Origin of the sequence: Sphingorhabdus sp. EL138, from assembly GCF_900258045.1 — a bacterium.
Taxonomy (GTDB): domain Bacteria; phylum Pseudomonadota; class Alphaproteobacteria; order Sphingomonadales; family Sphingomonadaceae; genus Parasphingorhabdus.
The window spans coordinates 610,117-622,145 of the sequence record NZ_OGVD01000003.1; the positions used below are offsets into that span (position 1 = coordinate 610,117).

General features: G+C 54.1%; 13 protein-coding genes. 5 read left to right on the forward strand and 8 right to left on the reverse strand.

Annotated elements, in window-relative coordinates; all coding sequences use genetic code 11:
* Window positions 1–335 precede the first annotated feature (335 nt).
* Window positions 336–1,079, forward strand: coding sequence for a hypothetical protein (locus tag DK507_RS09095; protein WP_109356040.1), 744 nt, complete (start codon window positions 336–338; stop codon window positions 1,077–1,079).
* A gap of 5 nt (window positions 1,080–1,084) precedes the next feature.
* Here DK507_RS09095 and DK507_RS09100 read toward each other — a convergent pair whose 3' ends face one another.
* On the reverse strand, window positions 1,085–1,642 hold the full coding sequence (locus DK507_RS09100; protein WP_109356041.1) for a thiamine phosphate synthase: 558 nt from the start codon (window positions 1,640–1,642) through the stop codon (window positions 1,085–1,087).
* A gap of 67 nt (window positions 1,643–1,709) precedes the next feature.
* Here DK507_RS09100 and DK507_RS09105 point away from each other — a divergent pair, with 67 nt between their 5' ends.
* Window positions 1,710–2,387 (forward strand): YggS family pyridoxal phosphate-dependent enzyme, encoded by a 678-nt coding sequence (locus DK507_RS09105; protein ID WP_109356042.1) that lies wholly within the window; start codon window positions 1,710–1,712, stop codon window positions 2,385–2,387.
* Here DK507_RS09105 and DK507_RS09110 read toward each other — a convergent pair.
* From DK507_RS09110 to pdeM, 5 genes are read right to left on the reverse strand one after another with little or no spacing between them, the layout of a single operon-like run.
* Complete coding sequence (locus DK507_RS09110; RefSeq protein ID WP_174209032.1) at window positions 2,384–4,240, reverse strand: sodium:proton antiporter; 1,857 nt, start codon at window positions 4,238–4,240, stop codon at window positions 2,384–2,386. The genes DK507_RS09105 and DK507_RS09110 overlap by 4 nt on opposite strands.
* A gap of 27 nt (window positions 4,241–4,267) precedes the next feature.
* Complete coding sequence (locus tag DK507_RS09115) at window positions 4,268–5,527, reverse strand: adenosylmethionine--8-amino-7-oxononanoate transaminase (protein WP_109356043.1); 1,260 nt, start codon at window positions 5,525–5,527, stop codon at window positions 4,268–4,270.
* Complete coding sequence (bioD, locus tag DK507_RS09120; protein ID WP_109356044.1) at window positions 5,527–6,153, reverse strand: dethiobiotin synthase; 627 nt, start codon at window positions 6,151–6,153, stop codon at window positions 5,527–5,529. Before bioD ends, DK507_RS09115 begins: the two co-directional genes overlap by 1 nt.
* Entirely contained in the window at window positions 6,150–7,292 is a 1,143-nt protein-coding gene (locus DK507_RS09125) for an 8-amino-7-oxononanoate synthase (RefSeq protein ID WP_109356045.1), read from the reverse strand. Before DK507_RS09125 ends, bioD begins: the two co-directional genes overlap by 4 nt.
* Before the next feature lie 17 nt (window positions 7,293–7,309).
* Window positions 7,310–8,050, reverse strand: a complete 741-nt coding sequence (pdeM, locus tag DK507_RS09130; RefSeq protein WP_109356046.1) for a ligase-associated DNA damage response endonuclease PdeM — start codon at window positions 8,048–8,050, stop codon at window positions 7,310–7,312.
* 9 nt (window positions 8,051–8,059) lie between these two features.
* Between pdeM and DK507_RS09135 the strand changes: the two genes are divergently transcribed.
* The 3 genes from DK507_RS09135 to DK507_RS09145 are packed head-to-tail and all read left to right on the forward strand — an operon-like array spanning window position 8,060 to window position 10,024.
* Window positions 8,060–9,070, forward strand: coding sequence for a rhodanese-related sulfurtransferase (locus DK507_RS09135; RefSeq protein ID WP_367889558.1), 1,011 nt, complete (start codon window positions 8,060–8,062; stop codon window positions 9,068–9,070).
* Complete coding sequence (locus DK507_RS09140) at window positions 9,067–9,723, forward strand: glutathione S-transferase (RefSeq protein ID WP_109356047.1); 657 nt, start codon at window positions 9,067–9,069, stop codon at window positions 9,721–9,723. The genes DK507_RS09135 and DK507_RS09140 overlap by 4 nt, the downstream gene beginning before the upstream one ends.
* 55 nt (window positions 9,724–9,778) lie before the next feature.
* Window positions 9,779–10,024 carry a hypothetical protein gene (locus tag DK507_RS09145; RefSeq protein WP_109356048.1) on the forward strand — a complete coding sequence of 82 codons (246 nt, stop codon included), beginning with the start codon at window positions 9,779–9,781 and terminating at the stop codon, window positions 10,022–10,024.
* 2 nt (window positions 10,025–10,026) lie between these two features.
* Here DK507_RS09145 and DK507_RS09150 read toward each other — a convergent pair whose 3' ends face one another.
* Window positions 10,027–10,971 (reverse strand): retroviral-like aspartic protease family protein, encoded by a 945-nt coding sequence (locus tag DK507_RS09150; protein ID WP_109356049.1) that lies wholly within the window; start codon window positions 10,969–10,971, stop codon window positions 10,027–10,029.
* Window positions 10,972–11,035: 64 nt separating this feature from the next.
* Complete coding sequence (locus tag DK507_RS09155) at window positions 11,036–12,019, reverse strand: aspartyl protease family protein (protein WP_109356050.1); 984 nt, start codon at window positions 12,017–12,019, stop codon at window positions 11,036–11,038.
* Between the last annotated feature and the right edge of the window lie 10 nt (window positions 12,020–12,029).

Consider the following 12,029-nt stretch of genomic DNA (forward strand, 5'->3'; position numbering starts at 1 on the left):
CTGATTTCAACGCTCTCTATAATTGCTTTGCCGCAGGGGGCAAGCCAAAGCGCAACATTTCGCTCTTGCGAAGTCCCGCGTGAATGGCAGTTGAATGGGGCGGATGCCGAATATTTTGCAGTGCGCCGGGTGTGGCCCGAGACGAGCCGCGCGAATCGATCATCCTTTGTTCAGCTTAAGGTAATTAAATAATATGCTTAAGAAATGAAAAACCGTAACCCAACTGCAACAGAAAATGTTCAGATCAAGAAAATCCGACAAAATCAGCAAGTTGACTCGTCTCTCGGCGAAAAATTTGATATAGAAGGACTCGAACAAGGGGAAATACCGTCGTCATGAGGAAAAATGGCAATCTTTTGGGTTGGTTAGCAGCGGGACTCGCTGCTTCCGGTCTTGCCATGACTCCTGCTTTGGCCCGCGTATTGTCCGATCAAGGCAATGCAGTTTCGCTGCGTTCGCTGAGTTCCATCGGTTCTTTCACAACTGCCGGTGCAGATCCTGAACTGGCTGCGAGCTTCAAACGCAATGTGCTTGGTAGCAAAACCCAGTTTAAGTTCACGCCTGCTGGCGGAACGACAAGCGGTGATCGTGCGGTAACTGTTGTGGTGCGGCAAGACGCTTCGAGTAATGCCATTTCCATTCGGCAGAATGTTGCGTCCGCAGCACCGGGTGCAGGCGTGCTGACACCAGCCAAGATTACACCGACATCATTCAGCCTTGGTACGGCCAAAGGACTGAAGAGCTTTGCTATTCCGGTCAAGAAGCTGGCTGATAATCTGCCGGATCTTTCAGAAATTGGTGCGGGTATCGATTCAGGCGATAAAGAAAAAGGCAAGAAAAGCCGGTTCAATCCGCGTCTGTCTATTGATGCAAAAACGCCCCTTGGTGCAGCTCCAGGTGCTTTGACTGCGAGTGAAAAAGATTATTCGCTTGATCTGGGTGGAAGCTATTCAGTGACGCGCAATCTTGATGTTACTGCTGGCGTTCGTTTGAAGAACGAGCGGGACCGCATGGCTCCGCTGACCGATTCTCGTCAGGATAGCCAAGCTGTCTATGTCGGAACGCAGTTCCGCTTCTGATATTTCTACAATCTGGTTAAACCATCAATGGCGGCCCAGCCATGGGCGCCCAATGTTTCAAGCTGTTGAAACCGCACCGCATTCATCCCGCCAAGCAAGATCACCGGCTTTCTGCTGAGGTTGATTAGCCGCTGCAATTGCAAACGGTTTATCGGTTTTTGTCCGGGGTGCGACCGCGTTGCAAAAGCGGGCGATAGAAACATGAGGTCTGCTCCATGATGCTGCGCAATAGCTATTTCGCCGGGATTATGAACCGGTGCGCTGTGCAGCAGGCCGTTGGTCTGATGCCGTTTCCACTGCCGCCCGTGTACACCATCTGCGCCCCATTTGCGCGCCAGCGATGGCGATCCGGCGAGCAAGAGAATATGGTCATGGCGCCTCGCGCAAGCCCTGATTGCCTGGAATCTTTCCTGCCGCTGATCGTTGTCCAAATGATGGTGACGGAAGATAATCCCGCTGCCCCGCGGCAAGGCCTTTATGGACTTTTCCAGACTTTCGTCATTGCGTGCATCTGTCATCAGCCAGATTTGCGGATAAAGATCGGAAAACCAGGACTGGTGCATGCATCTTGCCTGCCATATAGGCAGCGAATAGCCAATCGGGAATGTGATAAAAGCGGAACATTATACAATGACGGATTCTGACGAAAAGCTTGCCACAGAGAATTTGGCTATGGTGCGAGAGCAAATGAGCAAGGCGGCGAAAATCGCCCAGCGCAAGGTTGAAGATGTACGCTTGATTGCCATTTCCAAAACCCGCTCCGCTGATGAGATACGGCCGCTAATGGAAGCGGGACACAGGCTTTTCGGCGAGAATCGGGTGCAGGAAGCGGCCGGGAAATGGCCAGCACTGCGTGATGCGTTTGGCGACGTCAAAGTGCATCTGGTGGGACAGTTGCAATCCAACAAGGCGGAAGACGCGGTCGAGCTTTTTGATGCGATCCATTCGCTTGACCGGCCGTCATTGGTCAAGGCGCTGGCGAAGGCGATGGACAAGCTGGATCGCCGCATCCCCTGTTTCGTTCAGGTGAATATCGGTGAGGAACCGCAAAAGGGTGGCTGCGAGATCAGCGATTTGCCGGATTTGCTGCAGTCAGCGCGCTCGGCCGGTATAGAAGTCCCTGGCCTGATGTGCGTGCCGCCATCCGGGGTGCACCCTGCGCCCTATTTTGCACTGCTCGCCAAACTGGCCAAAGAAAATGACCTTTCTGGCCTTAGCATGGGTATGTCCGGCGATTTTGAAAGCGCGATCAAGCTTGGTGCGACCCATGTGCGTGTCGGCACCGCACTTTTCGGCGCGCGAACCTAGTTCTCGCCTTTTGAGGCTCCGTTTTTCTCGGCCCCTTTGGCTGCGCGACCGGCTTTGCGTTCTTCCGGGGTGTCTGGCGCGACAAAGCTGATCACAATATCGCCCTCTTCGATAACTGGCCGGGCTTCGGTGGCGAAGAATAGCAAGCGGCGATCTTCCTTCAGCACGGCAAGGGGCTCTTCGCCCGATTCAAGATTCTTGCGATATTCTTCGGCCGAGAAGACCTCGGTAATATTTGTTTTACTGAACCGCCAGCCATCACGCTCACGGTCGAGCAGACTGTTAAAGTCCGCACCTGATTCAAATAAAATCCGCCCATGACCAACTTTGCTATTGGCTTTGGCGCGGCTATCATTGGACAAGCGGCTAATCTGGTCAAAGCCCATTTCGGGGCCGAGGTCGGCAGTGATCAGCTGGTTCTGGCTGTCATTATCGGTGGCAACGATCATATGCTGGAACTCCCCCAATTCGACATGGTCGTTATGGGCCTCATCAAGTATGTCACCCTGATGGGTCTTCAGGTCCTCATGTCTGGCCCGGCGCAGGGCAAACTGGCTAGTGTCTGCGATCAGAACGTCGATATCCAGGGATTTCAAGATTTTACCCAAGGCGACGGACCATCTGGTGGCACCGACAATCAAGACACCTTCGCCCTTGCCTTCGTTAATGCCAAGACGGTCAGCGACCCAGCCAGCGGAAAAACCATGAGCAAAGATGGTGGCGATAACCACTGCAAAACTGAGCGGAACCAAGGCCTCTGCCCCGGGCAGGCCATAGTCGACCAGACGGATGGCAAACAGACCGGTAATGGCAACCGCAACAATACCGCGCGGCGCGATCCATGCGATGAACAGCCGCTCTCGCCAGGGTAGCGAACTGAAGAGAAGTGCGATCAGCACAGACAAGGGGCGGACGACGAACAACAGCAGGATAAGGAAAACGATAAATTGTGGCTGGAACTGTTGGACGGTCTCCCAGTCGAGGGTGGCTGACAGGATGATAAAAACCCCCGAAATCAGCAAAACCGCCAGATCTTCCTTAAACCGGTGCAGCGCCTGGCTGGAATAAATCTGTCTGTTGGCCATAACCACACCCATGACCGTGACAGTGATCAGGCCGGTTTCATGCATGATCAAATCAGCGAGCACAAAACCGCCAATCACGGTGATAAGCAAAAAGGGCGCCTTCAGATATTCCGGCACATGGCCGCGCGGGAATAGCCAGGTAATCGCATAGCCCAAAGCCGCGCCGATCAGGCCCGCCAGGAAACTCGCCGCCAGCACGTCCATGCTGATCGACGCAATATTCGCATTGGGGCCTTCATAGGTAATATAGGCGTAAATCCCGACCGCGAGCAGGGCGCCGATCGGGTCGTTGACGATACCCTCCCACTTCAGCACGTTGCGCACCCGCGACGGTACGCGCAAGGTCCGCAGCATCGGGCCGATCACAGTCGGGCCGGTAACGATCATTATTCCGCCGAGCAGTGCAGAAATCTCCCAGGATAATCCGGCCCCATAATGGGCTGCTCCTGTGCCGAGTATCCAGGCAATCGGACCGGCAATGAAAATCATCATGAACACCGCGCCGCCTGCCTGGCGAAGTTCGCGGAAGTTGAGGCTCAAGCCGCCTTCAAACAGGATCACCGCAACGGCCAGCTTGATAATCGGTTCCTGTAGCGCGCCAAAGTCCCGTTCAGGGTCGATAATACCCAATATGGGGCCAGCAATAATGCCGACGATCAGCATCAGGGCAATGGCTGGTCGGCCGGTGCGCCAGGCGACCCATTGTGCGCCAATGCCCAAAAGGCCGATCAACGCAATTTTCACCATCAGCGAATCAACAATAATCATTTGTAATCTATGCCGTTTTTTTGACTGTTATGCAAAATGAACGATTGTGTCTTCGATAGCGCGGTAAACCGCCGTGAGCTCCGCATCGGAAATACAATAAGGCGGCATTATATATACCGTGTTGCCAAGCGGGCGCAGCAGAATGTTTCGCTCGGCGAAAAACTTAAGCAGATCCGGGCCGATGGCGGACATGTAATTGCCGCTGGCATCGTTGATTTCAAAAGCCAGTATCGTGCCGCATTGGCGTATGCCGGATACGTTCTGATGTTCGGCAATTTGCCCGGCAAAGGCCTGATGGCGACGGATGATATGTTCAATCCGCTGTTGCACCGGTTCGTCCCGCCAGATCTGTAAATTGGCATTGGCGGCGGCACATGCGATCGGGTTGGCGGTGAAGCTGCTGGAATGAAAAAATGTTTTGGCGCGGTCTTTGGAAAAATGCGCGTCATATACCGGCGCGCTCGCAGCCGTAATCGCAAGCGGGATCACACCCCCGGTCAGGCCTTTCGCCATGCACAGGATATCAGGCGTGATACCAGCTTGCTCGCAAGCAAAAACAGTTCCGGTACGCCCCCAACCTGTCATGACTTCATCCGCGATAAACAGAACATCATGCTCACGGCAGATACGTTGCATCTCGCGCAGCGTTTCCGGCGTATAGACTTTCATGCCACCCGCGCCGAGGATCAGCGGCTCCACGATCAGTGCCGCCGGCGGGTCGTCTTGGTCCGCGCAAAAAACCGCCAGCGCATCAAATGTGATCTGCTCCGCGCCTGATTCGGGAAAAGGAATGGAACCTACATCAAACAAAAGCGACGCATAGGCATCATTAAACACACCGCGCGCACCAATCGACATCGCGCCGATCGTGTCGCCGTGATAGCTATGATCCATGACCAAGATGCGATGACGCTGTTGGCCCTGATTATGCCAGAAGCCGAGCGCCATTTTCAGGGCAACCTCAACGGCTGTCGATCCGCTGTCGGAAAAGAAGATATGGTTGAGTGTGTCGGGCAGAAAATCAGACAGATTCTTCGCCAGTTCTTCGGCAGGCTCATGCGTCCAGCCCGCGAAAATAATCTGGTCCAGCTGCGCGCTCTGCTGCTGTATCGCGCTGACAATTTTGGGGTGGCAATGACCATGGGTCTGCACCCACCAGCTCGAAATCGCATCAACAATCTCGCGGCCGTCATTTGTGTAAAGCGTGGCGCCTTCTGCCCTTACAACTTCGGGAATGTCTTGCCCAAGGCCATGCTGGGTAAACGGATGCCAGATTTTTGAGGTCATCAGCTGAAGTCCGACACATTGAAATGCTCATGAAACGCTGCCGAGAGGGTTCGGGCTGACAGATTATCGATAATCGGCAGGCGGCCCAGCTGCTTCATTTTACCGATGCGACATATGGTATCCTGACTGTCGGCAATTTCATCGCCGACAAAAGCGATGCCCAATATGGGTACATGGCGGTTTCGCAGTGCTTCGATGGTCATCAGGCTATGATTGATCGTACCCAGCTTTGTTGATGCGACGATAATGGCGAGGCATTTCCACTGCGCAAATAAATCAGCATAGAGCAGGTTATGATTGATCGGCACCAGGGCTCCACCGGCCCCTTCAATCACCAAGGGGCCATTGATTTGCGGGATTGGCAGATCATCAGCGGATATCATGACGCCATCTTCTGCCGCTGCAAAATGCGGAGAAGCCGGCGTTTTCAGGCGAAACGTCTCGGGCAGGATATTGCCGGGAGCAATGCCGCCCAATCGTGCGACGGCTTCGCTATCCGTTTCATCTTCCAGACCCGCCTGCACCGGTTTCCAGTAATGGGCATCGAGCGCAGCGGTTAGCGCGGCGGCAAAGACGGTTTTTCCGATGTCGGTATCGGTACCGGTAACAACGAATTTCTGGCTCAAGCCGCATTCTCCATTTTTTGCGCTTCGGTCAAAGCGTCGGCCAGCGCCGTGATATCCTCCCGAGAGACGTTTAACGTCAAGGACAAGCGCAGACGCGCGGTTCCGGCCGGTACTGTGGGCGGCCTGATGGCGCGAACATCAAAGCCCTTTTGCTGCAAAGAGGCCGCTATCTGGACAGCAAGGTTGTCTTCGCCAATGATGACGGGGAAAATCTGGCTGCCTGCATGAGAGGACCGGCAAAGCGTACCCAGCCGATTTTCAGCGACCGCAATATGATCCCGCAGCTGTGTCTGCAACGCCGGGTTTTCGGCGACATATTCTATCGCCTTGTGCACCAGATGCGCGGTGAGCGGACTGGGCGCGGTTGAGAAGATAAAGGCCCGGGCGCGGTTGATAAAAAAGTTGCGTAGCACCACCGGCATGGTGATCAATCCACCTTCGACTCCCAAGGCCTTGCCGCAGGTGCGCAAAACGATAACATTGTCTTGATTTTCCAGGGCGCCAGATAAACCAACGCCGCCTTTGCCGAAAACACCGACCGCATGAGCTTCATCAATGATAAGGACGGCGTCATTGGCTCCGGCAATTTCGGCAAGTCCAGCCAGTGGCGCCCGATCCCCGTCCATGCTGTAGAGGCTTTCCACCGCTATCCAGATTGTGCCGGTGCCCCCGGCGCGCCGATAGGCGGCCGCCTTGCCGGTCAGGTCTGTCAGATCGCTATGGCGAAAGCTCTGTGTTTCTGCACGGCCCAGCTTCATACCGTCATGGCTGCTGGCATGGACCAGTTCATCATGTAGAACGAGATCGCCGGTTTGCGGCAATGTGGAGAATAGAGCGAGATTAGCGGCATAGCCGGTGCTGAAGAACAGAGCGGCTTCGGCACCATAATGCTTTGCTGCAAATATCTCCAGTGCTTCATGTTGCGGATGATTGCCGCCCAATAGGCGTGACCCGCCGGAACCATGCAAAATACCGTTGTCGAGCGCGGCACAGGCCGTCTCTTTGAGATAAGAACTGCGCGCTAAACCCAGATAATCATTGGACGAAAAATCCTTGCCCACAGGTGTGACCAGTGCGCGTTTGCGACCTGCATTATCAAGGGCATCCAGTTGTTGGTGAAACGGTTCGAATCGGGGCATCGCCGCGCTGTTAGCAGTCAGCTATTGGCTATGGCCAGTGGTAATGTGAGTTGGGTTTTTGGAGTAGTTTCCTGCTGCGACCGGGATGATGCAGACGCGAATCCGAGATCGAAGCACACAAGCTTTTCTTTAAGTGCGATGACCGCCTCCGCCGATCCTGCAACAGCTTCTTCAATCGCGCTATGGTTGGCTGCCAGTCCGCCGGTCAACGCACCAAAAGCTGGCATGATCAAATGCTTTTCGCCTTTGACAAAACAGCGCCGGGACACATGCCGTCCGCGCACGGGCACGCGCAATTTGGGATGAAAATGACCGGAAATTTCAGGCAGGTCAGTGCCCCGTGTCGCTTCGTGACGCAGAGCGAGACCATCGCCAATCCATTCGGTCATAACTTCGCCGCCCCATAGGCCGCTTACATCGCGGTCATGATTGCCGCTGATCCACACCCAGCGCGTGTTTCGGGTTAGCGTTTCCAGCAAGCGTGCCGCTTCGCCCTCCAAGCGTGCCTCGCCGTCATCATCGTGATAATTGTCACCAAGACAAAAAACCGTCTCTGCAGCCGTTTTGGTGATCAGGCTAGCCAGCTCATCCAGCGTTGCACGGCTGTCATAAGGCGGCAGCATCTGTCCCTGGCGTGCATAGAAGCTGGCTTTTTCAAGATGCAGGTCGGCCACCAGCAATGCCTTGTGCACCGGCCAGTACAAGGCCGCCGGGCCAGCCACATGGAACAGATGATTGGCGAACGAAAGGGGAACCATTTGTCTGCTATGCGACGATCAGAGTGCGCGCGCAAGCGGGAAGGGTTGGAATTTCACGGCGGGTCCGACTATATGCGCGCCATGACGGAATCAAATTTTTCATACAAGGTGGCCGCACTCTATCATTTTACAGTGGTTGAGAATCCTGCGGCCCTGAAGCCGGAAATTCTTGCGGCCTGCGAAGCCAGGGGGCTGAAAGGCACAATCCTGCTTGCGCCAGAGGGGATTAACGGGACCATTGCGGGTGAAGCAGACGGCATAGATGCGCTGATCGCTTTCTTGCGAAACCTGCCCCAATTTACCGGGCTGGAAGTCAAATATTCTGATGCTGAGGACATGCCATTTCTGCGCATGAAAGTGCGGCTGAAAAAAGAGATAGTTACCATGGGTGTCGATGGCATTGATGCCGCACGGGCCAAGGGTGAATATGTCGATCCGCTGGACTGGAATGCGATGATTGCCGATCCTGACACGGTCGTGATCGATACACGCAACGCCTATGAAGTGGCGATTGGCAGTTTCGAGGGTGCGATTAATCCGGATACAGAGACATTTCGCGATTTTCCGGGCTGGTTTGATGATTTTTCCAGGCAGTTGCAGGAAAAATCCGAAAAGCAGCCGAAAATTGCGATGTTCTGTACCGGCGGCATACGCTGCGAAAAAGCGACGGCATATGTGAAGGCCCAAGGTTTTGATGATGTCCATCATCTGAAGGGCGGTATCCTTAAATATCTCGAAAATGTGCCGGAAGAAAATAGCAGCTGGAATGGTGATTGTTTCCTGTTCGATCAGCGTGTGGCGGTTGGTCACGGGCTGAAAGAGAGCGACTATGATCAATGCCATGCGTGCCGGATGCCGTTAAACACCGAAGAGCGCGCATCGCAAAAATATGTTCCGGGAGAGGCTTGTCCCCATTGCTATGACAGCCGCACGGACGAGCAGCGCGAACGCTATCGCGAACGGCAGCGCCAGGTGGAAAGGGCGGCGCGGGAAGGCCGTCAGCATCTGGGAACAACATGAGTCCCGCAGAGACCGGAAATAGCTTGCCGATCCTCTATAGTTTTCGGCGTTGTCCCTATGCCATGCGGGCGCGCATGGCGCTGCTGATCAGTGAGACACAGGTGCGCCTGCGAGAAGTGGTATTGCGCGACAAGCCGGAGGAAATGATTGCCGCTTCGCCCAAGGCGACAGTCCCGGTTCTGGTAAAGGATGATGGTACGGTCATTGATGAAAGCCTGGCAATCATGCACTGGGCATTAGAGCGGAATGATCCGGCAGACTGGCTGGATGATAGAGAGGCAGGCGCGGATTTGATCGCCGAAGCTGACAGCGACTTCAAAGACAATCTCGACCGCTATAAATATCCGACGCGCTATGATGATGTTGACCCGATAGCGCATCGTTCCGCTGGCCTCGCATTTCTGGAGAAGCTGGAGGGACTACTGGCCTTAAAGGGGCAGTTGCTGGGAAACGAGCCTCGGCTGGCGGATTTTGCGATTTTTCCGTTCGTCCGCCAATTTGCCAATAATGATCGCAACTGGTTTGACGCTGAGCCGCTGCCAGCAATACAATCATGGCTCGCAGCGCATTTGGGCTCCGACTTGTTTGCCAGTACGATGAAAAAATATCCGCAGTGGCAAACAGGCGATACTGAGCCCGCATTTCCGGGATAAACTTTTGCCTCCCTATTGCTGTTCAGTAAAGCCAAACCAGCCAAAGGATGCCGCAATGAAAATCGCCCTGATCATTATCGCCCCCGTTTTGTGCCTGTTATCCGCATGCAGTGAGGAAGCGGACGCTCCCGTGCTGGATGACGAGGTGCCGGTGGAGGCAGAAATGCCGCCACAGCCCGAAATCAACGAATCACTGACCGAAGAAGAGGCCGATGCCGCGCTTGAAGAGCTGCAAGCTGAGCAAAGGGCGCTGGAAGATAGTGCTGAGACAGAAAACAGCGCAGAGGATGGTGAAGAGTGAAACTATAGTTTCACGCGAGTATTTTTTGGCAAAAGAAAATGGATTTTCCGCTTTTTAAAGTCGATAGCGACCTGATCAAACCTGCGTAAAACATCCATACCAAGAAGCAGCGCCGGTTTTTTGGCCATTCCTAACTTCTCAAAGGGCGGCGCATCGGCAAAGGCTACCGGCAGGCTCGCAAATTCTGCGCGGCCTATGCGAAGGTTGCGTGCTCTGCCAAATTCGACACCCAGTGTCTGACCCGTAACCGCGATCAGGCTGTCGTCTTCGCCGCGTTCTTTCGCGCGCTTGGATAATCGTTTTCGCAAGACTGAGTTTGCAATGGAAATTTGTGCGCCTGAGTCAACAATCACGTTCACCCTGATTCCCGAAATGGTTGCTTCAGTAAAAATCAATTGCCCAGAACGCCGTTTGGCGGTCACCACAATTTCACGATTTGACGCCATCGAATTCGGGGTGTCTGTATCTTCAATGGATATTTGATTGGCAACAAAATCGAACAGAACACGCTGATTCTGAAGACTATCGAGGCCCAATATACCGTCTGCTCCAATATGTCGTGCCAGTAGAACAGGCGCAATTAGGCTATCGTAACTCTTGGTGCCTACAGTCAATTCCGGAACATAGACCATATCTACGGTACTACTGCCAGCAATGCTGAGCAGTTCTGCGGGTTCTTCCGCATCAAGCGCAAGCCGGGTGGCAATTTTACGGGATAATACCGTTCGTTCGGCACCCGTATCGATCACGAAAGAAAATGGTCCCCGGCCTTCAATACTGACAGGAACAGTCATCCGCCGCGCGCGATCCTCGTCTATCGAAACGATTTCCCCTTCCGGTTTAGTTAGTGCCCCGGGTTCTATCGATTGCCCCATTGGGACAGGATAGGAAAAGGCTAGAACCGAAGATGCAATTGCGGGAATCAGGCCATTCGAAAAAACAGGCATTATACTCTCCAGCCATGGTTTGGGTCATATAGTAACATCAAATCGGGATATTGCCAAAACGCGCTCACGTAGCGCTTTCTGGCAAAAGAAAATAGATTTTGCGGTTGGCGAAATCGATCGCCATCCGGTCAAATTTCCGAAGCGCATCCATGCCCAGGAACATGGCCGGCTTTTTTTGCAGGTTCAGGGCGGCAAAAGGCGCGATATCGGCAAAGGCGATTGGAATCACCCCAAAGCGTGCACGACCGATGTGCAGCTCGCTGGCAATACCATAGTCCGCCGCAATGGAACGGCCGGTCACGTCGACCAGACTAATCTGTTGCAATGCCGAGCGCTTCATCCGCAAGCGGCGTTGCAGCGCCTTGTTTCCGATTGAAAGCTCTCCACCAGTATCGATGATTACACTGACCTTGATACCTGAAATTTCGGCATTGGTAAAAATCAACTGGCCGGAACGGCGTCTGGCGGTGACAACGATTTCGCGGCGAGAGCGGGCCTTGCGCTTTTTGGCTGTATCTTCGACCGAAATGGCGCTGGAGATAAAATCAAATAAAATGCGCTGTCCCTGCAGACTGTCGAGACCCAATACGCCATCGGCGCCAATATTGGTTGACCGAAAGGTTGGTGCGATAATGCCCCCGTAGCTGCGACTGCCCAGAGTCAGTTCAGGAACATAGACGGTTTGCACTACCGTGTTGCCCGCCAAGGCAATGATATTGACCTCCTCTTCCAGTTCCAGGGTCAGGCTGCCCGCAATTTCTTTGGACAATATTGTGCGTTGTGCTGCCGTATCGATAATGAACTTGAAAGGGCCGCTTCCTTCAATACTGACCGGAACAGTCATGCGCGCTCTGCGGTCTTCGGTAATCTCTATTTGTTCGGCATCCGGCTTGATGAACTGATCGGGCAGGCGATCAGCCAATATCGCTTCGGGTTCGACAATTTCCGGTATGGCGGCTGCCGTTTCCGGCAAAGGCGCCGCCGGCTCAGCAGTTTGGGCTGAAAATAGCAGCGGTAACACTGCAGCCAGGGGAAAAGATATGCTCATCAATAGCTAG